23 protein-coding genes are annotated in these 23,143 nt (G+C 68.6%); 9 read left to right on the plus strand and 14 right to left on the minus strand.

The window, feature by feature from the left end; genetic code table 11:
• Positions 1-42 precede the first annotated feature (42 nt).
• Complete coding sequence (locus AB0P08_RS06925) at positions 43-963, plus strand: diacylglycerol/lipid kinase family protein (protein ID WP_187661590.1); 921 nt, start codon at positions 43-45, stop codon at positions 961-963.
• Here AB0P08_RS06925 and AB0P08_RS06930 read toward each other — a convergent pair whose 3' ends face one another.
• Entirely contained in the window at positions 964-2,112 is a 1,149-nt protein-coding gene (locus AB0P08_RS06930; RefSeq protein WP_363588977.1) for an AI-2E family transporter, read from the minus strand. It lies immediately after the preceding gene.
• A 103-nt stretch (positions 2,113-2,215) separates the two neighbouring features.
• Positions 2,216-3,571 (minus strand): serine/threonine-protein kinase, encoded by a 1,356-nt coding sequence (locus tag AB0P08_RS06935; protein WP_363588979.1) that lies wholly within the window; start codon positions 3,569-3,571, stop codon positions 2,216-2,218.
• Between the two features lie 136 nt (positions 3,572-3,707).
• On the opposite strand from AB0P08_RS06935, the gene AB0P08_RS06940 reads away from it, so the two are divergent.
• Entirely contained in the window at positions 3,708-4,100 is a 393-nt protein-coding gene (locus tag AB0P08_RS06940) for a VOC family protein (protein WP_363588981.1), read from the plus strand.
• Between the two features lie 67 nt (positions 4,101-4,167).
• Here the strand turns inward: AB0P08_RS06940 and AB0P08_RS06945 are convergent, their stop codons facing one another.
• The 6 genes from AB0P08_RS06945 to glnA all read right to left on the minus strand — a co-directional run bounded on the left by AB0P08_RS06945 (position 4,168) and on the right by glnA (position 8,709).
• The gene (locus AB0P08_RS06945) at positions 4,168-4,650 is read right to left on the minus strand and encodes a hypothetical protein (RefSeq protein WP_363588983.1); all 483 of its coding nucleotides are present in this window, start codon (positions 4,648-4,650) and stop codon (positions 4,168-4,170) included.
• A gap of 89 nt (positions 4,651-4,739) precedes the next feature.
• The gene (locus AB0P08_RS06950) at positions 4,740-5,024 is read right to left on the minus strand and encodes a WXG100 family type VII secretion target (RefSeq protein WP_363588985.1); all 285 of its coding nucleotides are present in this window, start codon (positions 5,022-5,024) and stop codon (positions 4,740-4,742) included.
• The gene (locus AB0P08_RS06955) at positions 5,021-5,275 is read right to left on the minus strand and encodes a hypothetical protein (protein WP_363588987.1); all 255 of its coding nucleotides are present in this window, start codon (positions 5,273-5,275) and stop codon (positions 5,021-5,023) included. Before AB0P08_RS06955 ends, AB0P08_RS06950 begins: the two co-directional genes overlap by 4 nt.
• Positions 5,276-5,499: 224 nt before the next feature.
• Positions 5,500-6,792 carry a putative T7SS-secreted protein gene (locus AB0P08_RS06960; protein ID WP_363588989.1) on the minus strand — a complete coding sequence of 431 codons (1,293 nt, stop codon included), beginning with the start codon at positions 6,790-6,792 and terminating at the stop codon, positions 5,500-5,502.
• Complete coding sequence (locus AB0P08_RS06965) at positions 6,789-7,079, minus strand: hypothetical protein (protein WP_187661581.1); 291 nt, start codon at positions 7,077-7,079, stop codon at positions 6,789-6,791. The genes AB0P08_RS06960 and AB0P08_RS06965 overlap by 4 nt, the downstream gene beginning before the upstream one ends.
• 205 nt (positions 7,080-7,284) lie before the next feature.
• Positions 7,285-8,709 (minus strand): type I glutamate--ammonia ligase, encoded by a 1,425-nt coding sequence (gene glnA / locus AB0P08_RS06970; RefSeq protein ID WP_187661580.1) that lies wholly within the window; start codon positions 8,707-8,709, stop codon positions 7,285-7,287.
• 147 nt (positions 8,710-8,856) lie between these two features.
• Here glnA and AB0P08_RS06975 point away from each other — a divergent pair, with 147 nt between their 5' ends.
• Positions 8,857-9,252, plus strand: coding sequence for an RDD family protein (locus tag AB0P08_RS06975; RefSeq protein WP_232089029.1), 396 nt, complete (start codon positions 8,857-8,859; stop codon positions 9,250-9,252).
• Positions 9,253-9,255: 3 nt separating this feature from the next.
• Here AB0P08_RS06975 and AB0P08_RS06980 read toward each other — a convergent pair whose 3' ends face one another.
• Positions 9,256-9,744 carry an ATP-dependent zinc protease family protein gene (locus AB0P08_RS06980; protein WP_187661579.1) on the minus strand — a complete coding sequence of 163 codons (489 nt, stop codon included), beginning with the start codon at positions 9,742-9,744 and terminating at the stop codon, positions 9,256-9,258.
• 18 nt (positions 9,745-9,762) lie between these two features.
• On the opposite strand from AB0P08_RS06980, the gene AB0P08_RS06985 reads away from it, so the two are divergent.
• A complete protein-coding gene (locus AB0P08_RS06985) occupies positions 9,763-10,950 on the plus strand; it encodes a RimK family alpha-L-glutamate ligase (RefSeq protein ID WP_060923121.1) in 1,188 nt (395 codons plus the stop codon).
• A gap of 57 nt (positions 10,951-11,007) precedes the next feature.
• Here the strand turns inward: AB0P08_RS06985 and AB0P08_RS06990 are convergent, their stop codons facing one another.
• Positions 11,008-11,718: a DUF4191 family protein gene (locus AB0P08_RS06990; protein WP_071328700.1), complete on the minus strand. Its 711-nt coding sequence runs from the start codon at positions 11,716-11,718 to the stop codon at positions 11,008-11,010.
• A 162-nt stretch (positions 11,719-11,880) separates the two neighbouring features.
• Here AB0P08_RS06990 and AB0P08_RS06995 point away from each other — a divergent pair, with 162 nt between their 5' ends.
• Positions 11,881-13,302: a hypothetical protein gene (locus AB0P08_RS06995; RefSeq protein WP_363588991.1), complete on the plus strand. Its 1,422-nt coding sequence runs from the start codon at positions 11,881-11,883 to the stop codon at positions 13,300-13,302.
• 13 nt (positions 13,303-13,315) lie between these two features.
• Here AB0P08_RS06995 and sucB read toward each other — a convergent pair whose 3' ends face one another.
• The 3 genes from sucB to AB0P08_RS07010 form a co-directional block, all read right to left on the minus strand.
• On the minus strand, positions 13,316-15,115 hold the full coding sequence (sucB, locus tag AB0P08_RS07000; protein ID WP_363588993.1) for a 2-oxoglutarate dehydrogenase, E2 component, dihydrolipoamide succinyltransferase: 1,800 nt from the start codon (positions 15,113-15,115) through the stop codon (positions 13,316-13,318).
• Positions 15,116-15,181: 66 nt separating this feature from the next.
• On the minus strand, positions 15,182-16,555 hold the full coding sequence (gene lpdA, locus AB0P08_RS07005) for a dihydrolipoyl dehydrogenase (protein WP_363588995.1): 1,374 nt from the start codon (positions 16,553-16,555) through the stop codon (positions 15,182-15,184).
• Between the two features lie 5 nt (positions 16,556-16,560).
• Positions 16,561-18,039, minus strand: a complete 1,479-nt coding sequence (locus tag AB0P08_RS07010) for a leucyl aminopeptidase (RefSeq protein WP_363588997.1) — start codon at positions 18,037-18,039, stop codon at positions 16,561-16,563.
• Between the two features lie 114 nt (positions 18,040-18,153).
• On the opposite strand from AB0P08_RS07010, the gene AB0P08_RS07015 reads away from it, so the two are divergent.
• From AB0P08_RS07015 to AB0P08_RS07025, 3 genes are all read left to right on the plus strand, one after another.
• The gene (locus tag AB0P08_RS07015) at positions 18,154-19,095 is read left to right on the plus strand and encodes a proteasome assembly chaperone family protein (protein WP_187661573.1); all 942 of its coding nucleotides are present in this window, start codon (positions 18,154-18,156) and stop codon (positions 19,093-19,095) included.
• 167 nt (positions 19,096-19,262) lie between these two features.
• On the plus strand, positions 19,263-20,504 hold the full coding sequence (locus AB0P08_RS07020; RefSeq protein WP_187661572.1) for an RNA polymerase sigma factor: 1,242 nt from the start codon (positions 19,263-19,265) through the stop codon (positions 20,502-20,504).
• A complete protein-coding gene (locus AB0P08_RS07025) occupies positions 20,504-21,196 on the plus strand; it encodes a coenzyme F420-0:L-glutamate ligase (RefSeq protein WP_280565282.1) in 693 nt (230 codons plus the stop codon). Before AB0P08_RS07020 ends, AB0P08_RS07025 begins: the two co-directional genes overlap by 1 nt.
• Positions 21,197-21,332: 136 nt before the next feature.
• Here the strand turns inward: AB0P08_RS07025 and AB0P08_RS07030 are convergent, their stop codons facing one another.
• Positions 21,333-22,349, minus strand: coding sequence for a sugar-transfer associated ATP-grasp domain-containing protein (locus AB0P08_RS07030; RefSeq protein WP_025103580.1), 1,017 nt, complete (start codon positions 22,347-22,349; stop codon positions 21,333-21,335).
• Between the two features lie 84 nt (positions 22,350-22,433).
• Here AB0P08_RS07030 and AB0P08_RS07035 point away from each other — a divergent pair, with 84 nt between their 5' ends.
• Positions 22,434-23,138 carry an alanine racemase C-terminal domain-containing protein gene (locus AB0P08_RS07035; protein ID WP_363588999.1) on the plus strand — a complete coding sequence of 235 codons (705 nt, stop codon included), beginning with the start codon at positions 22,434-22,436 and terminating at the stop codon, positions 23,136-23,138.
• Positions 23,139-23,143 lie beyond the last annotated feature (5 nt).

The following is a 23,143-nucleotide window of genomic DNA, read 5'->3' on the forward strand; positions in this document are numbered from 1 at the left end:
GGTCGAGTTGCACGATCGTCGTCCGTCGCTCAGAGTGAGCGTATGACCTCTCCTCGCATCGGCGTGATCTGGAACCCGACGAAGTCCGACCGGGATGTCCTCGGCGAGGCCGTCACCATCGCCTTCGGTGAGGAAGCCGACGTGCGCTGGGGCGAGACGACTCCGGATGACCCCGGCCGTGGCGTCGCGGCGAAAGCGGTGGAGGAGGGCTGTGCCCTCGTCATCGCGGTCGGCGGTGACGGCACGATCCGCGCGGTCGCGGAGGCTCTGGTCGGCACCGATGTCGCTCTCGGGATCGTCCCGCAGGGCACAGGCAATCTGCTCGCGCGCAACCTCGGCGTGCCGCTCGAGGGCGTGCTGCCGGCGCTCGAGCACATCCGCGATTCCGAGCCGCACCGCATCGACCTCGGCTGGGTGGAGTTCGACGGCGAGGAGCATGCCTTCTCCGTCATGGTCGGCTTCGGGGTCGACGCGCAGATGCTCGTGGAGACCAACGACGACCTCAAGGATCGCGCCGGCTGGCTCGCCTACGTCGAGGCGATGGGGCGCGCACTGGCCGGTACCGAGATGACGGACATCACGCTGCAGCTCGACGACCACGAGCCGGAGGAGGTGCGCGGTCACACGCTGCTCGTCGGCAACTGCGGCATGCTCCAGGGTGGCATCCGTCTGCTGCCCGATGCCGTCCTCGACGACGGGCTCCTCGACATGTTGCTCATCAGCTCCGACGGCGCGCTGCAGTGGCTCGACACCGTCCGCTCGGTCGTCTGGGACAACGGCATCCGTCGCATGATCGGGAACGTCGATCAGGCGGTCAGCACGGACTCCACCACCCACGTCTCGGCGGAGCGGATCCGCGTGCAGCTCTCCGCGCCGCAGATGTTCGAGATCGACGGCGAGGAGATCGGCGAAATCGACGCGTTCACCGTGCGGGTGCAGCCGGGCGCCGTCCTGGTTCGCTGATCAGGCGACGGTCACCGCCGGCGGCGTCCTCTTCCTGTCCTGATTGGGGAAGACGACCTTCTGCACGATGATGATGATGCTCGCGGCCACCGGGATGGCGACGAGAGCGCCCAGGATTCCGCCGAGCGCTCCACCGGCCACCGCGGCGATGACCACCAGTGCGCCGGGGACGGCGACGGCCTTGTTCATGATCCGCGGGGAGAGCACGTACGCCTCGATCTGCATGTAGATCAGGTAGTAGATGATCGCGATCAGCGCGGTCGTCGGCGAGACGAACAGGCAGATGAGCGAGATGATGATCGATGCCGAGAGCGTTCCGACGAGCGGGATCATCGAGCCGATGAACGCGATCAGTGCGAGCAGCGCCGGCACCGGCGCTCCGATGATGGTGAGGAAGATGAGGCTCAGGACGCCGTTGGTGAGCGCGAGGCTCGCCTGACCGATGACGTAGCGCCCGACGGCACTGGAGACGTCCTCCAGGAGCTCGCTGAAGGTGTCGCGCTGGTAGGCGGGGACGAAGCGCGCGGCCACCCGCTTCATGCTGCGCAGCGATGCCATGAAGTAGAGGGTGAGGATGAGCACGATCGTGACGCCCGTCAAGCCGCCGGCGATCCCTGCGCCGACGGCGAAGACGCCGCCGCCGATGTCGAGGAAGTTGTCCGGGTTCTGCACGAAGCCGAGCACGCCGTCGACCGCATCCTGGATCGTGCCGCCGAACTGTCCGCTGACGTCCTGGAACCAGGCGCTCTTCGTGAACTCCTTGATCATCTCCGGACCGTCTTTGATGAGGTTCCCGATCTGCTCCACGAGGGTGGGGACGATCGCGAGGATGATCCCGGCGAAGGCGAGGAGGACCCCGATCACGACCACGGCGACCGCGGCCGGACGGGGGAGCTTGCGCTCGATGAAGCGCACGATCGGGTCAAGCCCGAGCGCCAGGAAGAGCGCGACGCCGATGTAGACCAGCACGGTGGCGAGCTGGCCGACGATGCCGCCGATCATGAGCGCGACGAGCACCCCGAGGGCGCCGAGGAGACCGAACATGAACGGGTTCGCCCTGGCGCCGGCGACCACGCTCGACGGCGACCGTCGCTGTGCGGACACGCTGGGTGCCGGATCCGGCGGTGCGATCAACTTCCTGCGACGCATGGTCCCCTCCCTCTGTCGATAGTCGACACTCGATCTTCCTCCACTCGGTCCCGCGCGCTGCTCAGCGACACCCGCCGGCTCGGCGGGCGTCGGGTGCGTCGGGTCAGTGGCTGCTGTTGCCCTTGCCGTTGTTGCCGTCGCGGCCAGGGCTCTTGCCTCGGTTCTCCTGCGCCTGAGGTGCGGCGTTCTCGGGCAGGCTCGTATCCGGCGCCGACTCGGTGACTGATGACGCCGGTGCCACCGGGGTCGCGGCCACCGGCTCCACCGCGACGGTCTCTGCCGGCGCCGGGTCGCGGGCGGTGTCGGCGGGAGTCGGTTCGATAGGCACGAGGTCCTCGACGATCCTCGACGCGCCGTCGGAGACGGCACCCGAGCTGGCGAGGGCCTGCTCGCCGTGCCCGACCAGTGCTGCGGAGGCGGTGGTCACCGCGCCGAGCACGACCACGGCGGCGATGAGGAGAGATTCGCGACGACGGCGCGTGCGCCGGGTCGGAGACGCGGCGGGGTAAGCCGAGGCGGCGCGACGGCGAGCGCGAGCCTCGGCGCGGGTGCGGGGGAGGGCGCCTGCCGTCGGCGCCGGAAGCGGTACGGTGACGTCCGTGGCGACCTCTCCGGTCGAAGGCAGATCGACGAGCCGGCGCAGCTCGCCCTCGACCTCCAGAGCGTGCGGCCGCGCTTCGGGGTCGATCGCCGTCATCGCGGTGAGCAGCCCGACCCACTCCGACCCCAGCTCCGCGGGGATCTCCGGTGCGATGTGGAGGCGGGCGAGGGCGGATTCGACGCTGAGGGTGGGAGCGAAGCCGGGCTTACCGGTGAGCGCCTCCAACAGGACAAGCCCGAGCGCGTAGACGTCGACCGCGGGACGGATGTCGCCGTTGCGCAACTGCTCCGGTGCCATGTAGGTCAGCGTCCCGAGGACGATGCCGGGAGTGGTGACACGGGACATGTCGATGGCGCAGGCGATCCCGAAGTCGGCGAGTTTCGCGCTCCACCGTCCGTTCGTGTCGAGAGGCGGGGTGAGCAGGACGTTCGAGGGCTTGATGTCGCGGTGCACGATGCCGGCGCTGTGCACGGCGTGGAGGGCGGAGGCGATGTCCGCCCCGATCGTGGCGATCTCGCGCGGTGGGACCGTCGCGCGTGCCATGCGCTTGCTCAGAGTCGGTCCGGGCACGTACTCCATCACGAGGTACTTCGGTCGTCCGGGCTCGAGGTGCGCGTCGAGGAGGGTGACCAGGCCAGGGTGGTTGAGACCCGCGAGGAGCGCCTTCTCCGAGTGCACCCGCTCCACCGGCACGACGGCGTCGTCAGACTCGCGGAACATCTTCACCGCGACGGTGCGTTCGAGGGCGATGTCCTCCGCGCGGTACACGGTCGCCATCCCGCCCATACCGACGGCCTCTGCCAGACGGTAGCGGCCGTCCAGAAGCGCGGCGGTCGGCGGAGCTTCCTGGGTGATCACGGCGTCCTCCACTGGCGGGACCGGGTATCCCGACGATGTCTTCACCGTATCCGCGCAGAGAAAACGCTGCGTTGGGGTTGACGTGGAGGCCGACACCTGCAACGGCGGATCCATGGGGAGCTGGGAGACTGGACGGATGGCAGGGATTCACCACGTGGAGATCTGGGTCGCCGACCTCGCGTCGTCGCGAGCGGAGTGGGGGTGGCTGCTCGGTGCGGTGGGTTTCGTCCGGGCCGGCGCATGGCCCGAGGGCGAGTCCTGGGAGGCGGGTGGCGCGTATGTCACCTTCACGATATCCCCGAACCTCAGCGGCAACGCACACGATCGTCGCGCCCCGGGCGTGAACCATCTCGCCTTCGCTGCGGGCCCGCCGAGCCGAGTGGACGCGATCATCGCGGCGGCACCCGAGCACGGCTGGCGGCCTTTGTACGGGGAGCGCTACCCGCACGCCGGTGGGCCCGATCACTACGCCGGATGGCTGGAGAACTCCGCGGGGTTCAAGGCCGAGATCGTCGCCGACGAGCCCTGACGGGGGTCATGCCCGGAGCGCCGTCACTTCCAGAGGCGGGCGGCGGTGCTGGCGGTCTCCAAGACTCTCATCGTTCTTCCGACAGCTCCTGGCTGAGGTCGAGCTCGCGGAGGACGTATGGCTGGGCGACGGCGTCAGTGAGGTAGTACGTGTAGAAGATGACCGCGGCTTCGTCAGCGGTGAACACCTCGTTCGAGAACACGCGCACCGCACGGGTCTGACTGATCGGGATCAGCGTCGTCCCGTCGGCAGGCTCGGGACGCCCTACCGTGTACAGGTGGGTCTCGCCGTCAGGTCCAGGAAGTCGGACTTCGACAGTAATGCCATCGGCTGATCCCGCCGCCTGGATGAAGGAGCCGGTCAGGTCTTCCGGCGTGACGAATCCCTTCTCAGGGTTCTCGGCTCGCCAGATGCTGCACGTGAACTTCGTTTCCCCGTCGAGGCGTCCCAACATGAAGCAGAGCTCCTCAGGGATGGGACGGTACGCGTCCGTGACGAATCCGTAGAGTCCCGAGGGAGAGACCGAGGCGTAGGTGGGCTTGAACGTCAAGGCACAACCTGCGTTTCTACTCGTGTGACGACGATGTCTTCGCCGTCCGGTTTGGCGCGCGCGGGGTCCATCCCGAACCCGCATGAGCGTCACTTCCAGAGGCGGGCGGCGGTGCTGGCGGTCTCCCTGGAGATGGCATTGGCGGTGATGAGTCGGCGGTTGGCTTCGGCGAGGGCGGCCTTCATACGGCGGATGGCGGTGTCCCAGTCGTGGTGGGCGCGGTCGTATGCCGCCTGCGCCTCACCGGACCATGAGGATCGAAGTCGAGCGGCCTCCGCGTCGAGGGTGTCGAGCTGCTCCTGGAACTGTCGGACGGTGAGGGCGAGACGCGCGACCGTGTCGGCGATGGCGTCGTGACGGACCGCGATTCTCATCGTTGCTCCGACAGCTCCTGGCTGAGGTCGAGCTCGCGGAGGACGTACGGCTGAGCGACGGCGTCCGTGAGGTAGTACGTGTAGAAGATAACCGCGGCTTCGTCAGCGGTGAACACCTCGTTCGAGAACACGCGCACCGCACGGGTCTGACTGATCGGGATCAGTGTCGTCCCGTCGGCAGGCTCGGGACGCCCTACCGTGTACAGGTGGGTCTCGCCGTCAGGCGCGGCGAGGCGCACTTCCACGGTCATCTGATCGGCTGAACCCGCCGCCTGCATGAACCCGTCTCCGCCATCTTGCGGAGTGACGATGATACTCTCGGGGTTCGGGGCTCGCCAGATTACGTAAGTGAACTTTTCTTGCCCGTCGAGGTGCCCGAGCATCATGCGCAGATGATCCGGGATGGGGCGGCGACGGTCGCTGATCCATCCGGTCATCCCTCGCGGGGTTGTCTCCGCGAATGGCCCGTAAAACGTCAAGGAACGTACCTCACTTCGACGTGTGTAACAACGATGGGGTCGCCATCGAGTTTGCCATGCGCCGGGATGCCCGCGTTCACGCTGTCATCGAACTGCCTTTGCGTGCTTCCCGCGCTGTTGTAGGAGGATCGAGCCGACTCTCCTGACTTCACCTCGATCGCGGTATAGGTGCCGTCGCTGTTTCGCTCGAGTCCGTCGTAGATGCGGCCGTTCTGAGGAGATCCGTCGTAGTCGACCCTGACCTTCGTGCGGAGCACCTCCGCGCCGTGCTCGTCCGCATACTGGTCAAGTCCGATCTTCTCTTTGTCGACCCACGGCTTGTTCTCCTGACCGTTTGCGTATTTGCCCTCGTAGTCTCGTCCATCCCCGCGATCGACGCCCTTGCGCGGGTCGGCGGCTCTGTCGGTTTCGCGGAACCATCGCCCTGCCGCGTCGCCGATGAGTCCTGCACCGGCTCCGGCGACCCCGACACCTGCGGCGGCGATGGCGGGCGCGCCGGCGAGGGCACCGACTCCGGTCACCGTCAGACCTCCACCGCCGACAGCCAGTGCAGCGCCTCCGATGAAGGTCGCAGCCCCGCCGAGGAGTTCGAGGATGATGTCCGGGTGCTCCCACAGCGTCTGCGCGGAGACGGCGAGCATGTCCATCGTGGCCTGGAACGGCTGCACGACAGCAAGGGTGAACACCGCCTCGGTGACGGCATGTTGGGCTGCGGTCGCGGCCTCAGCCTCGGTGAGCGGCATGCGCGCTGCCTCTGCGGCCTGGTCCAACCGGACAGCGCAGTCTCGGGCGAAGACCTCCAGCGTCGCCCGGGCGTTGAACAGCACCTCTCTGGCCTGTTCATGCGCGGGACCGGACGGGTCGACGAATGGCACCTCCACCTCCGGGTGCCGAAGGCCCTGCCCGACCCGAAGCTCGCGGACGTAAGCGCGGTGCGCGGCCAGTGCCGTGGCGGCCTGCTGCTCGGCCTCGTCCCACAGGGTGATGGCGCGCGCGGCTTCCTCCTGCGCCCACTCCAGCGCATCCGCCCAGGTGAACAGGGCGTGAGCGCCCTCGCGGAGCCCGTCGCCGGCGTTCGACCAGTGCAGCAACTGACGATCGAAGCGCGTCAGGTACGCGTCGTAGGCCTCGCCCGTCCAGGTGCCCTCATCGTCGAGCGACGCGAGCTGGTCGTGCACCCGTGCCGCAGCCACGCCGTGTGCCTTCCACCCCTCGGCTGTCTGCCTGACCTCGCCGGGGGAGCCAGGGATGAGGGCGGTGGCGGAGCGGGTCTGCCCGAGCTCCATCATTCTTCCCAGATCATCGCGTCGACCTCGGCCTTCGCGGCATCCGTCCCCTCATCGAAGACCCGGGCCGTCGTCGCCAGACGTTCGGTGAAATCGTCGGAGTCCGTCACCCGCGCCGCGAGGCCCGCAGACCAGGTTTCGGCGAACCGCTCAGAGGCTGCGACCACCCACTCGTGGCCGGCGCTCGTCGGCGGGGTGAGGTCGGTCGCCCCGACGTCTGCGATGATGCGCCGCGTCTTCGCCGCCATCGCCCGCAACACATCCGTGTCGACCTCATAATCCTGCGACATGCCGCCCTCTTCCTGCGAGCCCCCCGGCTGCGGGATCGAGCATAGGTCAAGACAGGGTCAGAGGATAGCGAAATGTCTGAATATGCGTAGGAAGTAACCCCAAATGAGTACGTGGGGGGTAGGGCTGCCGTAGCCGCACGGTTCCCATGCAGCGAAAGAGCCCGCCCCCGGATGGGGACGGACTCTTTCGCGATCTGCGTTCGGCTCAGACTCCGAAGTACAGCTCGTACTCGAACGGGTGCGGGCGCTGAGCGATCGGCAGGATCTCGTTCTCGTACTTGTAGGAGATCCAGGTCTCGATGAGCTCCTCGGTGAACACGCCGCCCTCGAGGAGGAACTGGTGGTCGGCACGGAGCGCCTCGAGCGAGTCCAGCAGGGAGTTCGGCACCTGCGGGATGTTCTTGGCCTCCTCAGGCGGAAGCTCGTAGAGGTCCTTGTCGACGGGCTCGTGCGGCTCGATCCGGTTCTTGATGCCGTCGAGGCCCGCCATGAGCTGCGCGGCGAAGGCGAGGTACGGGTTGCCGGAGGCGTCGGGGGCGCGGAACTCGATGCGCTTGGCCTTCGGGTTCGAGCCCGTGATCGGGATGCGGATCGCGGCGGAGCGGTTGCCGGCCGAGTAGACCAGGTTGACCGGCGCCTCGAAGCCCTTGACCAGACGGTGGTAGCTGTTCAGCGTCGGGTTGGTGAAGGCGAGCAGCGCCGGCGCGTGGGCCAGGATGCCGCCGATGTACCACCGCGCGATGTCGCTGAGCTGACCGTAGCCGGCCTCGTCGTAGAAGAGCGGCTTGCCGTCGCTCCACAGCGACTGGTGGGTGTGCATACCCGAGCCGTTGTCGCCGTACAGCGGCTTCGGCATGAAGGTGGCGACCTTGCCCCACTCCTCGGCGGTGTTCTTGACGATGTACTTGAACTTCAGGATGTCGTCGGCCGCGTGCACCATGGTGTCGAAGCGGTAGTTGATCTCCTGCTGGCCGGCCGTTCCCACCTCGTGGTGTGAGCGCTCGAGGATGAAGCCCGCATCGATGAGCTTGAGGGTGATGTCGTCGCGCAGGTCGGCCGTCTTGTCGACCGGGCTGACGGGGAAGTAGCCGCCCTTGTACGGGGTCTTGTTGGCGAGGTTCCCGCCCTCCTCCTCGCGGCCGGTGTTCCACGCGGCCTCCTCGGAGTCGACCTTGTAGAAGCTCTCGCCGGCAGTGACGGAGTAGCGCACGTCGTCGAAGATGTAGAACTCGGCCTCGGGGGCGAAGAACGCGGTGTCGGCGATGCCGGTGGAGGTGAGGTATTTCTCCGCCTTCTTCGCGACCTGACGCGGGTCCTTCGAGTAGATCTCGCCGGTGCGCGGGTTGTAGATGTCGAAGATCATCACGAGGGTGCTCGCCTCGCGGAAGGGGTCGATGTACGCCGTCGTCACATCCGGGATCAGCTGCATGTCCGACTCGTGGATGCTGGCGAAGCCACGGATGGAGGAGCCGTCGAACAGCTGTCCGTCCGTGAAGAAGGCCTCGTCGACCGTCGCCGCAGGGATGTTGAAGTGCTGCTGCACACCAGGGAGGTCGGTGAAACGGATGTCAAGGAATTTGACGTCGTTCTCCTTGATGTAGGCCAGTACCTCGGACGAATCTTTGAACATGTACGACTCCTGTGATGCGGATCGATGGCTTCGGGGCCACTTTGCACAGTACGGACGGGGGATTTCTCCACGGTATCCGCTTTGTTTCGTCCGTGTTACAGCGTGAGCAGGATCGGAGGGCATCCACAGCCTCGGTAGGCTGGAGGGGTGACGGATGCTGTGAACACGTACCCCGGTGAGCGACTCGGACTCCCGGAGTCCGGACCGGGGAGCATCGGTCGCCCTGGACGTCGGATCGGGGCCCTCGCGATCGACTGGACGGCAGCCGTCATCCTCTCCGTCGCGTTCTTCCAGTACGACCCGTTCGCCACGCTGCTCATCTTCGGCGTCGTGCAGATCCTCTTCATCCCGACCGCCGGCGGCAGCCCAGGGCACCGCATCCTCGGCATGCGCGTCGTCCGTCTCGACGGCGGATGGGTCGGTCTGTGGCGCCCGATCGTGCGCACGCTGCTTCTCCTTGTCGTGATCCCGGCCGTCGTGTGGGACCCGGACCAGCGCGGTCTCCACGACAAGGCTGTGGGCACGGTCCTCATCCGCGCCTGAGGCTCAGTCGCGGCCGCGGTTGCGACGGCGTGCTTCGCGGGGTGCTCTGCCGCCGAGGAACGAGCGCGCGGGGTCGACGACGTACCCGCGACGCAAAGCTTCGCGGCCGATCAGCATCCGGAAACCCATCTCGTCCCGGTTGCTCAGCGTGACCTCGGCGAGCACCTCTCGGTCGACGAGACGGATCATCAGCTGCACGACGAGACGTTCCTGCGCGTGGCCGGAGGAGCTCCGGACGGCCCGCCGGTCGTGGATGGGGGACTCGACGACGACGGCATCCTCCTGGCTGTCCTGCCAGGGCTTCACACGGAACCGCACCCAGGGCTCGTCATCGCGCTCGAACTCCTGGATGTCGAACGCGTGCAGGGACGAAGTGCGGGCGCCGGTGTCGATCTTGGCTTTGATCCAGTCGACTCCGAGATCGGGCAGGCTCACCCACTCGCGCCACCCCGTAAGGGTGTTTGAATGGGTAGACCTACTCACCTGATACATCCTGGCAGGAAATCCCCCGTGAAGATCGCAGTGCTGTCCCGTGCGCCGCAGGCGTACTCCACCCAACGCCTCCGCGCGGCCGCACTGCAGCGAGGGCACAACGTGAAGGTGCTGAATACCCTGCGCTTCGCGATCGACCTGACCTCCGACGAACCCGACCTGCACTACCGTGGTCGGCAGCTCAGCGACTACGACGCGATCCTGCCACGTATCGGCAACTCGATCACGTACTTCGGTACCGCGGTGGTGCGACAGTTCGAGCAGATGGATGTCTACACCCCGAACACGGCGAACGGCATCTCGAGCGCGCGCGACAAGCTCCGGGCGAACCAGATCCTCTCCCGGCACAACATCGCGATGCCGCCGACGGCCTTCGTCCGCAACCGCGCCGACGTGCGGCCGGCGATCGAGCGCGTCGGCGGCGCTCCCGTGGTGATCAAGCTGCTTGAGGGCACCCAGGGAATCGGCGTCATCCTCGCGCCGCAGGTGAAGGTGGCTGAGGCCATCATCGAGACGCTCCACTCGACCAAGCAGAACGTGCTCATCCAGAAGTTCATCGCCGAGAGCCGGGGCCGCGACATCCGCGCGCTCGTCGTCGGGGACCGCGTCGTCGCCGCGATGCGCCGATCGGCAGCGGGGGACGAGTTCCGTTCCAACGTGCACCGTGGCGGCTCGGTCGAGGCGATCGAGCTCGACCCGGTCTACGAGCGGGCTGCCGTGCGGTCGGCCCAGATCATGGGACTCCGCGTCGCCGGCGTGGACATGCTGGAGGGGGACGAGGGACCCCTGGTGATGGAGGTCAACTCCTCCCCGGGCCTGCAGGGTATCGAGACCGCGACCAAGCTCGACGTCGCGGGCGCGATCATCGACTACATCGCCGGTCAGGTCGCCTTCCCGGAGATCGACGTCCGGCAGCGCCTCACCGTCTCCACCGGCTACGGCGTCGCCGAACTCATGGTCCACGGTGCCGCCGACCTCGTCGGCAAGACGCTGGGGGAGGCGGGCCTGTGGGAGCGCGACATCACGGTGCTCACCCTGCACCGGGGGGTCAGTGTCATCCCGAACCCTCGCAAGCATGTGGTGCTCGAGCCCGACGACCGCCTGTTCTGCTTCGGAAAGCTCGATGAGATGCGCTCGATGATCCCCGAACGTCGTCGTCGCCGCGCGAAGGTGCGCCGCCTGCCCAAGCAGCCGCTCTCGGAATGAGAGAAGCGCGGCCGCCCTCGGTGAGGACGGCCGCGCTTCGCGATCCCGGGCAGCGGGTCAGCGCGGACGCTGCGCCCGCACCTTCGTCGGGTCGATCCCCTTCGGGATGGGAAGCGACGACAGCGACTGCGAGACCGAGTCGATGCGGCGGATGACGGCCGCCATCGTGGCCTTGTCGATGGCCTTCGGGAGCTTCTTGATGGTCTTCGCGAGGTCGGCGATGGGCACCTCGTCTTCGCCGTGCCCGACGTAGAGCACCGTGATCGGCACGCCGTGAGCGACGCGCTGCGCACGGCTGCGCTCCTCGTTCACGAGTCGCGTGAGGCGTCCGCGGGCGCCCTCGCCGACGACGACGATGCCGCCGCGGCCGACCGTCCGGTACACCGCCTCCTGCGTCTTCGGGTTGATGCCCACCGGGGTCTCGGAGGCCTGCCACCGACGACCGAGGCTCGTGCTGAGCACGTGGCCGGTCGCACCGGGCATGCCGTCGATCTTCGTGTACATGGCCGAGGTCGACAGCCGGGTCATGAGGAACAGCGCGCCGAGGACGCCGAGCATCAAGCCCGTGATGGCCCAGAGGACGAGCGTCCACACCTGGAAGGGCGGGATCAGGTAGCCGGCCAGGAGGCCGAGCAGCACGCCGCCGATGAGGATCGCGGCCTGCGCCCAGGGGAGCCAGGGATAGGCCTCGCGCGTGAACCGGAAGAGGGACTTGATCTGGGAGAAGAACCCAGGACGCTTCTCGGGTTCAGGAGCACGCTTTGCCATGGAGACCAGCCTACCGAGTCCGAAGGCCGTGCGATGCCGCCGTTCGCGTGCAGCGGAGAGCGTGTGCGCGATCTCTCCTGCACAATCCGACCCGCCACGGGATCTCGTCCCCGAGCAGCGAGTTCGGACGGAGCGTCCCGCGGGTCGGGTGGGATGGATCGCATGACACCAGCGCGTGAGAGTGCCCCCCGCGAGCAGGCCGTGCTTCCCCAGGCGCACCGTACGATCCGACTCCTCGACTCTGCTGAGGGGCCCTTTCGCGGTGCGCTCGTCACCTCGCCGGACGGTCCGGTCGTGCGCGTCGAGGCCGAGAGCCTCGCTGGTTGGGCGGGCTGCCGGTATGCGGGCACCCAGCACATCGCCGCGCCGGTGGACATGATCCGCCGCGCGGACGGACACGACGTCCTTCTGCCCTGGTGCACCGAGCGCCTGGAGGCCTACGTGGATCGGCGGTTCCGTCGGGGCGGGTTGCCATCGGGGGAGGTCAGCACGGTGGTCGTGAGTCTTCTGCGTGGACTGGCGGAGCTGGGGCCTGCGTCGGCGGTGGACATGCACGGGACATGGTGGCTCACCGACGGGGGCCGGCCGGTCTTGGTGCTGGGGCCCGGTCAGGACGCGTCGACCGCCGTCCTGGTGATCGTGGACCGGCTACGCGCGGAATGCACCGACAAGACGATGGCCCGGGTCCTCGACCGCACCCGCGATCGCGTTCGCTCGGCCGCAGCACAGCGCCGGGTGCCCCGGCGATTGCTCGAGGACGCAGAGAGCGACCTCTTGGAGATCGCAGCACCACGACCACTGGAAGAGGCTGCAGAGGACCGGGCGGCGCCCACGGAAGCAGGTGTCTCCGGTGCGGTGCGACGAGTCCGCACCGAACCCGTCACCCGCGCACGGCTGCGGGAGCGTCGGATGCGGGAAGAGAGTCCGGTCAAAGGGGGCTCGGTACGGGCGTTCGTCGGCCTGCTCGCCCTCCGCGATCGAGTCGTCAGCGGGGCGCGACATCTCCTCGATCGGCGGACCATCAGGGTACGGCCGCCGGCGGGCGGAGGGGAGACGGGTTCCCGGCGCAGGCGGGTACTCATCGTGGCCGGCGCGTGCGCGGCGGCGGTGCTCCTCGCGGGGCTGCTGTGGCCGAGCGACGGAGACGATCCCGCGGTCGGGGCAGCGGGGACCACTCCTCGGTCCGCTGACCGTCCTGAGGGAGCGGGCCCTGCCAGGAGGACTGCGCCGACACCTGCTCCTTCACCGTCCGCGTCCGCGGCGCCGCCGAAGGCCGACGATCCGACAGGCGCTCTCCCGGCACTCCTCGCGCAGATCGTCGAGTGCGAGGCACGCGAAGACGCGGTGTGTGCCGCTGCCGTCGCGGCCGGTTCCGCGGGGATCACGCCCGTCGCTGCCGAGATGGCCGGTCGGAAGGATGCGGTTCTCGTGGATCGCTATGGAGACATGGCCGTGATGGAGCTGCCGTCATCGCCCGAGAGCGGCGAAGCGAAGACCGAGGAGGCAGCCATCCTCGTGCTGGTGTGGGCAGATGAAAAATGGCTGGTCCGCGACGCATATCGCGTCGCGGACCAGCCGAAGTGAGGCGAGCCGTCGGTCAGGCGCCGAGCTGGCCGCTGAACTGCGCAGCCTCGAGGCGAGCCTTCACCGCACCGAGGAAGCGTGCCGCGTCGGCACCGTCGATGATGCGGTGGTCGTACGACAGAGCCAGGTACACGTAGGAGCGGACCGCGATCGCGTCCGTGCCGCCGACCTTGACCAGACCCGGGCGCTTGACGACCGTGCCCGTGCCGAGGATCGCCGACTGCGGCAGGAACACCACGGGCGTGTCGAACAGCGCGCCGCGCGAACCGGTGTTGGTCAGCGTGAACGTGCCGCCGGCGAGCTCGTCGGGCTTCAGCTTGTTGTCGCGGGTGCGCGCCGCGAGATCGGCGATCTCGTGGGCGATCTCGGCGATGTTCTTCGACGCAGCGTCGCGGAGCACCGGCGTGAGCAGACCGCGCTCGGTGTCGACCGCGATCGAGACGTTCTCGGACGCCGGGTAGACGATCTGCTCGCCGTCGACCGTCGCGTTGATGATCGGGAAGGCCTGCAGGGCCTCCGCCGCGGCGAGGGCGAAGAACGGCAGGAAGGACAGCTTGTCGCCGGTCTTCTCGAGGAACGACGCCTTGACGCTGTCGCGGTATTCGGCGAGAGCGGTGACGTCCACCTCGACCACCGTGGTGAGCTGGGCCGTCTGCTGCATCGACTCGACCGCACGCTTGGCGAGGACCTTGCGCAGGCGCGACATCGGCTGGGTGGTCCCGCGCAGGGGCGACACCTCCAGGGGGGCCGGGGTCGGCGTTGCAGCGGCTGTCGGTGCGGCGGTGGCGGTCTCTGCGGCCTTGAGGACGTCCTCCTTGCGGATTCGGCCTCCGACGCCGGTGCCCTTGACCGTGGCCAGATCCACACCCTGCTGCGCAGCCAGACGGCGCACGAGCGGGGTCACGTAGAGGTTGTCGCTCTCGGTCGGCAGCGACAGCTTGGGGGCTTCCGCCTGCGCGGGCTGTGCCGGAGCAGCGGTCTGCGCGCGCGCTGCGGGGGCCTCGGCCTGCGGAGCGGGAGCAGCGGGAGCCTCGGGCTGTGCAGCCGGAGCCTCGGCCTGCGGAGCCGGAGCGGCGGGCGCCTCGGCCTGCGGAGCGGCAGGGGCTTCGGCCTGCGGAGCAGCAGGGGCTTCGGCCTGCGGAGCAGCGGGAGCCTCGGGCTGGGCTGCGGGAGCAGCACCGGATCCGACGCGTGCCAGCACGGCGCCGACCTCGACGGTCTCGTCCTCGCCGGCGACGATCTCCTGCAGCACCCCGGCGACCGGCGACGGGATCTCGGTGTCGACCTTGTCGGTGGAGATCTCGAGGAGCGCCTCGTCGACCTCGACCGAGTCGCCGACCTGCTTGAGCCAGCGGGTGACCGTACCCTCGGTGACGCTCTCACCGAGCTCGGGGAGCACGATGTCGGTGGCGTCGCCGGAGGGAGCCGCAGGCGCGGACTCGGCGGGAGCGGAGTCGGCGGGTGCCTGCTGCTCGGCCGCGGGAGCCGCGGCGGGCTCCGGAGCGGCGGGGGCGGCGGCCTCAGCCGGGGCGGCCTCAGCCGCAGCAGGGGCATCGTCGGCCGGGGCCGCACCGCTGCCGTCGCCGATGCGGGCCAGCAGAGCACCGACCTCGACGGTCTCGTCCTCGGCCACGAGGATCTCCTCGATCACGCCGGTGACGGGGGAGGGGATCTCGGTGTCGACCTTGTCGGTCGAGATCTCGAGCAGGCCCTCGTCCGCCTGGACGGTGTCTCCCACCTGCTTGAGCCAGCGGGTGACCGTACCCTCTGTGACGCTCTCACCGAGAGCGGGGAGGACCACGGATGTGCTCATGACTGAGTCTCCTTCAGAAGTTGTATGACGCTTGTCTAGCTTAGTGACTCGGGCACCGGTTGGTGCTCAGAGGGCGTGCAGGGGCTTTCCGGCCAGTGCGAGGAAGGCTTCGCCGAGGGCCTCGCTCTGGGTCGGGTGGGCGTGGATGAGCGGCGCGATGTCCTCCGGGTGGGCTTCCCACGCGACCGCGAGCTGCCCTTCGGTGATGAGTTCTCCGACGCGGTCGCCGAGGAGGTGCACACCGAGGACGGGTCCGTCCTTGAGGCGGACGACCTTGACGAGGCCACCGGTGCCGATGATCTCGCTCTTCCCGTTCCCCGCGAGGTTGTACTCGTAGGAGTGGACGGCGTCGGCACCGTGCGCGGCGACCGCCGCCTCCTCCGTCAGACCGACCGAGGCGACCTCGGGGCTGGAGTAGGTGACCTTCGGGATCTGCACGTCGGGCACGTTCACGGGGGAGAGACCCGCGATGCGCTCGGCGACCGCGATGCCCTGCTGGAACCCGCGGTGGGCGAGCTGGAGACCCGGGACGATGTCGCCGACCGCCCACACGCCGGGGACGCCGGTGCGGAGGTCGCCGTCCACCGTCACGAACCCGCGGTCCAGGCGCACGCCGGCTTCCTCGAATCCCAGGTCGGCGGTGGCGGGGCCGCGGCCGACGGCGACGAGGAGGTAGTCGGCGGTGAACTCCTTGCCGTCCTCCAGCGTGACCGTGACGGACGAGTCGTCCTGGGTGGCGGTCTGGAAGCGCACGCCCAGGGAGTACTGGATGCCGCGGCGGCGGAACGCACGCTCGAGGCCCTTGCTCATCGCGATGTCCTCGTTCGGGACGAGGTGGGGCAGCGCCTCCACGATCGTCACCTCGGCTCCGAAGGAGCGCCACACGCTCGCGAACTCGACGCCGATCACGCCGCCGCCCAGGATGAGCACCCGCTCCGGGATCACGTCCAGGGCGAGCGCCTGCTCGCTGGTCAGGATCCGTCCGCCGATCTCCAGACCAGGCAGGGAGCGGCTGTACGAGCCGGTGGCGAGGATGACGTCGGTGCCGACATAGACATCGTCGCCGACGGTGACGCTCCGGTCCTCGTTCAGACGGCCGAGCCCGGCGACCGTCGTGATCCCGCGCGCCTTGACGAGCCCCTCGAGGCCCTTGTACTTCTTCGCGACGATGCCCTCGCGATACGTGCGCACGCCCGCCGGGTCGATCCCGCCGAACGAAGCCGTGACGCCGACCGAGGCGGCGTCACGCACGTGGTCCGCCACCTCGGCGGCGTGCAGCAGCGCCTTCGTCGGGATGCACCCGCGGTGGAGGCACGTGCCTCCCACCTTGTCCTTCTCGATCAGTGCGACGGACTTGCCAAGCTCGCTGGCTCGCAGTGCCGCGGCGTACCCGCCGCTGCCGCCGCCCAGGACGACGATGTCGAAGGTGTGGGTTGTCATGGGTGTCATGCCTCCGGGTGGGATGCTGCTTCGGCGAAGGCGATGATCGATCGGACCATCGCCCCCGTGGGGCCCTTCTCTGTGAAGCCGTAGGGGGCGCCGGCGTGTTCACCGGATCCCGCGATGTCGAGGTGCACCCAGGGGATGCGCGGCGCGTCGTCCGCGTCCGAGGTGCGGCCGACGAAGCGCCGGAGGAAGAGACCGGCGAAGGACGCGCCGCCCATCCGATCACCCATGTTGGCGTTGATCATGTCGGCGATGGGGGAGTCGAGCGTCTCCTCCATGTAGGCGGGCAGCGGCATGTGCCACGCGGGCTCTCCCGTGCGGGCGGCCGCGGCGAGGAACTCCGCGACCGTCTCGTCGTCGCCGAAGACGCCGGTGTGACGGTGGCCGAGGGCTGCGACGATCGCGCCGGTCAGAGTCGCGACGTCGATGATGACGTCGGGGTTCTCCCGGCTCGCGGCGACCAGACCGTCGGCGAGGACCAGGCGCCCCTCCGCGTCGGTGTTCAGCACCTCGACGGTGGTGCCGTCGAGGATGCGGATGACGTCCCCGGGGCGGAGAGCACGACCGGACGGCATGTTGTCGGTGATGCAGAGCCAGGCGGTCACGTGCACGGGGAGGCGGAGGGCCGCGATGGCGCGGAGGGCGGCGAGGGAGGTCGCGGCACCGGCCATGTCGAACTTCATGCCGACCATCGAAGCCGCCGGCTTCAGGGAGAGTCCGCCGGTGTCGAAGGTGATGCCCTTGCCGACGAGGGCGATGTGCCGCTGCGCGTCCGCCGGCGCGTAGTCGAGGCGGACGAGGCGCGGCGGCCGGTCGGAGCCCTGTCCCACACCCAGGATGCCCCCGAAACCTTGTTCGGCGAGAGCGGTCTCGTCGAGGATCTCCACGGTGACGTCGAGGTCCGCGACGCTGTCGGCGGCGCTCTGCGCCAGCTGCGCAGGACTCTGCCACTCGGCGGGCACGTTCACGAGGTCCTTGATGAGAGCGACGGCCTCGCCCGTGGCGTGAGCCCGGGCGATCGTCTCGTCGTCGAGCGGGGCGTGGACGACGACCGAGGTCGCACGCTTCTTCCTGCCGTTCTCGGCGCGGTAGTCGTCGAAGCGGTAGCCGCCGAGGACGGCGCCCTCCGCCGCGGCGGCCGCGTGCGCCTCGAGACCGGCGGCGAGGCCGAGCGCGACGCGATCGAATCCGGTCAGTGAGCGCAGGGCCGTGCCGGCGGCGCTGCGCACGGACCCGTCGTCGATGGTCGAACCGACCCCGACGACGGCGAACGGGAGGGGCGTCACCTCGGGGGCGTAGACCCGAGCGAACGCACCGGCGGCGCCGGTGAAGCCGATGCCCGCCAGAGCGTCGGCGAGACCGGGGTGAGCCGCCAGCGACTCGGCCGACTCGGAGAGATCGGGGACGACGAGCACTGCGGCATCGGCAGCGCTTCCGGGGAACTGATCGGTGGTGTGCGAGAGCACGGGAAGCGTCATGCTCTCCATCCTAGGATCTCCGCCCCGGGGTCGTCGGTCCGCCGGCCGGGGTGTGTTCGCTCTCAGCGAGACACGTCAGAGCCCGGCTCCGGGTGCGGCTCGTAGCATGGAGACATGCCCTTCTCCGGAGAGATCCACGAACGCGTCGCGAACGCCCCCACGGTGCCCCACGGCCTGCCTCTCGTGATGCTGCTCACCGGTTTCACCGACGCGGGCAGTGCGGTGTCGGGGCTCATCGATCATCTGCGGGAGACGACGTCGCCGCAGCCGCTCGCGGTCTTCGACAACGATGTGCTCCTGGACTACCGCGCACGCCGCCCGGTCATCTCCTTCGACCAGGACCACCTTGCCGAGTTCCGCCCGCCCCGTCTGGAGCTCTCCCTCGCCACGGACGCGCTGGGACGTCCGTTCCTGCTGCTCACGGGCTACGAGCCCGACTTCGCGTGGAACGCCTTCGCGGAGACCGTCCTGGATCTCGCTGCGGAGTTCGAGGCCTCGGGGCTGCACTGGGTCCACTCGATCGCCATGCCCGTGCCGCACACGCGCCCCATCGGGACGACGGTGAGCGGGAACCGGCGCGACCTCGTCGTGTCGCACTCCGTGTGGCGTCCGCGCACGCAGGTCCCGGCGACCGCGGGTCACCTGCTCGAGTACCGGTTCGCGGAGCGCGGGGAGCGCGTCGTCGGCTTCGTGCTCCTCGTGCCGCACTACCTCGCGGAGACGGAGAATCCGGAGGCGGTCAGTGCAGCGGCGGAGAAGCTCATGGCCTCGACCGGCCTCGTGCTCATGCTCGACGCAGTCCAGGAGCGCCGTGAGGACTACCTCGCCCGAGTCGACGAGCAGGTCGCAGCGAACGACGAACTGCAGCAGATGGTGCACAACCTCGAGCGCCGGTACGACGCCTACATGGCCGGTCGTGACCCCGAGGACGATTCGTACGACGAGGGCGGATTCAGCGAACGCGACCTGCCCAGCGCCGACGAACTCGCGGCCGAGCTCGAGCGCTACCTCGCATCTCGGCCGTCGGGTGACGAGGACAAGCCGGGACGCGGCTGAATCTCTCGCAGCGGATCGGGCGGGAATGCGTCCTCATCGCCATACGTGTGCGATACTAGTAGTCCGACCCGTTGTCAATCAGTGTTTTCGAGCACTGGACTTGACAAGGGTCTTACTAGTGTCCGAAATGTCCCGGGGTCTCCCAGCGGCCCCGTGAAAGGCGAAACGTGACTCCTGCCACGACGAAGAACACGCGGACGAAGAAGGCCGATCAGATCACCGCGGATCCCGAGGTCGAGGACGTCGAAACGACCGAAGCGGCTCCTGCGCCCAAGCGCGCCGCGGCCAAGCGCGCCCCCGCGAAGAAGAAGAAGTCGGACGACGTCGTCGAGGAAGACGACGCCGCCGCAGCCGAGGGCTCTGAGGACGCCGCGGGCGACGAGGAGGAGGACGACGCGAAGCCGGCCTTCACCGAGCCGCTGCCGACCGGCGCGATCGTCATCTCCTCCAAGGACGACGAAGAGGTCCCGGTCTACTCGACCCAGATCACCGGTGCCACGGCCGACCCGGTCAAGGACTACCTGAAGCAGATCGGAAAGGTCGCGCTGCTGAACGCGGCCGAAGAGGTCGAGCTCGCGATGCGCATCGAGGCGGGTCTGTTCGCGGAGGAGAAGCTCTCCGCGATGTCCCCCGCCGAGAAGACGAGCCAGCTCGGACTCGACCTGCAGTGGGTCGCCCGTGACGGCCAGCGCGCGAAGAGCCACCTCCTCGGCGCGAACCTCCGTCTCGTCGTCTCCCTCGCCAAGCGCTACACCGGTCGCGGCATGCAGTTCCTGGATCTGATCCAGGAGGGCAACCTCGGTCTCATCCGCGCGGTGGAGAAGTTCGACTACACCAAGGGCTTCAAGTTCTCGACCTACGCGACCTGGTGGATCCGTCAGGCCATCACCCGCGCCATGGCCGACCAGGCCCGCACCATCCGCATCCCGGTGCACATGGTCGAGGTCATCAACAAGCTCGCCCGCGTGCAGCGACAGATGCTGCAGGACCTCGGTCGCGAACCCACCCCGGAAGAGCTGAGCCGCGAGCTCGACATGACTCCGGAGAAGGTCGTCGAGGTGCAGAAGTACGGCCGCGAGCCGATCTCCCTGCACACCCCGCTCGGCGAAGACGGAGACAGCGAGTTCGGTGACCTCATCGAGGACACCGAGGCCGTGGTCCCCGCCGACGCCGTGGGCTTCACGATGCTGCAGCGTCAGCTCGAGCAGCTCCTCGACTCCCTCTCCGAGCGCGAAGCCGGCGTGATCCGGATGCGCTTCGGTCTGGGCGACGGTCAGCCGAAGACGCTCGACCAGATCGGTGACACGTTCGGCGTGACGCGTGAGCGCATCCGTCAGATCGAGTCCAAGACGATGGCCAAGCTGCGCCACCCGAGCCGCTCGCAGTCGCTGCGGGACTACCTCGAGTGATGCAGGCGAACGAGGGCAAGGCGCTCGAGACGAGCGTCGACGGAAAGAGCTACGCGCGGATCCCGCTGCGCACCCGCGTCGTGATGCCGGACGACGACCTCGACGCCATCATCACGGAGTACGCGAAGGATGCCGTCCAGCCGGGCGACCTGCTCTTCGTGACCGAGAAGATCGTCGCGATCACCCAGGGCCGGTCGTACCGCCTGGACGAGATCCAGCCGCGGAAGCTCGCGCTGTTCCTGTCGAAGTACGTCACCCGCACGCCGTACGGCATCGGTCTCGGCATGCCCGAGACGATGGAGATGGCGTTGCGGGAGTGCGGTACGCCGCGCATCCTCTTCGCTGCCGCCGTCTCGGCGGTCACCAAGGCCTTCGGGCGCAAGGGCGACTTCTACCGCATCGCGGGGGACAAGGCCCGCGCGATCGACGGACCGACGAAGCACACCATCCCGCCGTACAACGAGGCTGTGGTGCTCGGCCCGAAGGACCCGGACCGCGTCGCGGCGCACCTGAAGACGCTGATCGGAGGCCGGGCCGAGGTGGCGGTGGTCGACATCAACGATCTCGGCGGCAACATCCTCGGCTCCACGCTCGACAAGGCGGGGGAGCTGCGGCTTGTGAAGATCCTCGGTGACAACCCGCTCGGTCAGGGCCTCGAGTCCACGCCGCTCGGCATCGTCCGCGCGGTCTGAGCGGGTCGACCCACCCCCTTACGAACGAACCGGCCCCTTGCGTGTTAACGCAAGGGGCCGGTTCGTATGTGAGGGGCCGGTTCGGCGCTTCGACAGGCTCAGCGACCCATGGTGGGTCCCTGAGCCTGTCGAAAGGTCAGAAGCCGATGACCTCGCGGTAGCGCGGCTTGTGCCCGGTACGGATGCCGGTGACGCTGGGCTTGTTCTCGTAGACGCCCGCGCCCCAGTTCCCCTCGACGAGCACGGGGCCGTCCGGGGTCACGACGACGTCCCATCCGACGTACTGCACCTGTGGCACGACCCGGGCGACCTGATCGATGAAAGCGCGCACCTCGTCCATGTAGGGCAGCTGGAAGTCGGCGATGCGGAAGCCCGAGTCCGGGTGGGTCTCGTGCACGTGCCCGTGCGAGTCATAGCCGGCCCCCACGGCGTGCCCGTTCTCGTCGAGCATCGTGTAGAAGCCGCCGAAGGTCATCTGATCGCTCACCGCGCCGCGGCCGAACTTCTGCGCCATCGCGAGGATGTGCGCCTTCTCCCCGTCGAAGAAGGCGGTGATGCGGGTGGTGTTCACGGTCCCGGGGCACACGGCCGCCAGGTCGTCATGCTGGCGGATGACCTCTTCGATCAGCAGCTCGCCGCGGTCGAGGAGACCGCGGTGGAACTCGGTCCAGTCCGTGATGTCGGCGGCGTGATATCGGTGCACACCGGTCCCGGCCTGGCCGACCGGCTCCTTCGTGACGATCGTTCCGAGGCGCTCCGTGAGGGCACGGACCTCGTCGGCGTTGCCCTCCTCGACCACCATCCACTCGCGATGCAGATGTGCGGAGAACTTCCGGTTGAACTCGATCTTGTCCTGGAAGATCCAGCGGAAGTCGGGGTGGTCGTACTTCTGCGAGAGCTGGTTGGACACCGGATGCGTCATGTACGTCTCGCGCTCGGCACGGTTGAGCATCGCGAAGTCGTAGTCGATGTAGTCCTGGAAGCCCACGTTGTGGCGGGCCGCCGACCAGAGCATGTCGGCGACGATCGTGGGAACGGGACGGTGGTGCTGTGCCGAGGCCTCCTTCGCCCGTTCGAACACCGAACCGACGTCGATGCGGCGGGCACGGCCGAGGAGATAGCGGATGCGGGGCGCGAGAGAAAGACGAGACATGGAGCTCCGGGTCTAGGGATCGACGTCCCAGTCTACGCGGGGAGCCCCCAGGCTCCTGGGAGCGCGGAAGCTAGGCTGGAGGACGTGTGTGACACGAGTTCGAGTGCGCTTCCGCAGGCGATGATCTCGCGTTCGGCCCTTGCTGCCGGCGCGTCCGCGGCGATCCGGGCCGGGGGCCGCCGTGCCGATCTCCGCCGCGACGCATGGGGGCATGGACTGCTCGCCGTGGCCCACGCGGTGACAGCCGCGGGCGTCGAGGAGGTCCTCGTGGACTCGCCAGGCGAAGTCGAGGCCCTGCGCCTCGAAGGCATCAGCGCCACGACCGTCGGCACGCCCGACGTCGACCCCGTCCTCCTCTACGGGCTGCCGTCTGCGGAGGGAATCCCGGCGACACCTCCGGTCATGCGCCTGGTCGGCCGGGTCATGTCCACCAAGCGCCTGCGCGCGGGGGAGGCTGTCTCCTACGGCTACACCTTCCGGGCCGCAGCGGACACGGAGGTCGCGCTCGTGACGGGCGGCTACGCGCAGGGTGTCGTCCGCTCTCTCGGCAATCACGCCGACGTGGAGATCGCCGGCGCGCTGAGTCCCATCGTCGGACGAGTCGCCATGGACGTCTGTGTGATCGACCTCCAGGGCGCCGCGGCCGAGGTGGGAGACACGGTGACGTTCTTCGGCGGGACCGGCCCCGCATACGACGCGATCGCCCGCTGGGCCGAGGTCACCGGGATGACGCCCGCGGAGCTCGTGGCCGTCCCCGGTGCTCACGCCGTGCGCGGATGGGAGGCATGATGGGT

The sequence above is a fragment of the Microbacterium meiriae genome (assembly GCF_040686935.1).
Lineage (GTDB): Bacteria > Actinomycetota > Actinomycetes > Actinomycetales > Microbacteriaceae > Microbacterium > Microbacterium meiriae.

Bases quoted from the DNA above. Each gene is read 5' to 3' on its own strand.
- AB0P08_RS06925 (WP_187661590.1), top strand. From the start codon at position 43: ATGACCTCTCCTCGCATCGGCGTGATCTGGAACCCGACGAAGTCCGAC.
- AB0P08_RS06930 (WP_363588977.1), bottom strand. From the start codon at position 2,112: ATGCGTCGCAGGAAGTTGATCGCACCGCCGGATCCGGCACCCAGCGTG.
- AB0P08_RS06940 (WP_363588981.1), top strand. From the start codon at position 3,708: ATGGCAGGGATTCACCACGTGGAGATCTGGGTCGCCGACCTCGCGTCG.
- AB0P08_RS06950 (WP_363588985.1), bottom strand. From the start codon at position 5,024: ATGAGAATCGCGGTCCGTCACGACGCCATCGCCGACACGGTCGCGCGT.
- AB0P08_RS06955 (WP_363588987.1), bottom strand. From the start codon at position 5,275: ATGACCGTGGAAGTGCGCCTCGCCGCGCCTGACGGCGAGACCCACCTG.
- AB0P08_RS06960 (WP_363588989.1), bottom strand. From the start codon at position 6,792: ATGATGGAGCTCGGGCAGACCCGCTCCGCCACCGCCCTCATCCCTGGC.
- AB0P08_RS06965 (WP_187661581.1), bottom strand. From the start codon at position 7,079: ATGTCGCAGGATTATGAGGTCGACACGGATGTGTTGCGGGCGATGGCG.
- glnA (WP_187661580.1), bottom strand. From the start codon at position 8,709: ATGTTCAAAGATTCGTCCGAGGTACTGGCCTACATCAAGGAGAACGAC.
- AB0P08_RS06980 (WP_187661579.1), bottom strand. From the start codon at position 9,744: ATGTATCAGGTGAGTAGGTCTACCCATTCAAACACCCTTACGGGGTGG.
- AB0P08_RS06990 (WP_071328700.1), bottom strand. From the start codon at position 11,718: ATGGCAAAGCGTGCTCCTGAACCCGAGAAGCGTCCTGGGTTCTTCTCC.
- AB0P08_RS06995 (WP_363588991.1), top strand. From the start codon at position 11,881: ATGACACCAGCGCGTGAGAGTGCCCCCCGCGAGCAGGCCGTGCTTCCC.
- sucB (WP_363588993.1), bottom strand. From the start codon at position 15,115: ATGAGCACATCCGTGGTCCTCCCCGCTCTCGGTGAGAGCGTCACAGAG.
- lpdA (WP_363588995.1), bottom strand. From the start codon at position 16,555: ATGACAACCCACACCTTCGACATCGTCGTCCTGGGCGGCGGCAGCGGC.
- AB0P08_RS07010 (WP_363588997.1), bottom strand. From the start codon at position 18,039: ATGACGCTTCCCGTGCTCTCGCACACCACCGATCAGTTCCCCGGAAGC.
- AB0P08_RS07015 (WP_187661573.1), top strand. From the start codon at position 18,154: ATGCCCTTCTCCGGAGAGATCCACGAACGCGTCGCGAACGCCCCCACG.
- AB0P08_RS07025 (WP_280565282.1), top strand. From the start codon at position 20,504: ATGCAGGCGAACGAGGGCAAGGCGCTCGAGACGAGCGTCGACGGAAAG.
- AB0P08_RS07030 (WP_025103580.1), bottom strand. From the start codon at position 22,349: ATGTCTCGTCTTTCTCTCGCGCCCCGCATCCGCTATCTCCTCGGCCGT.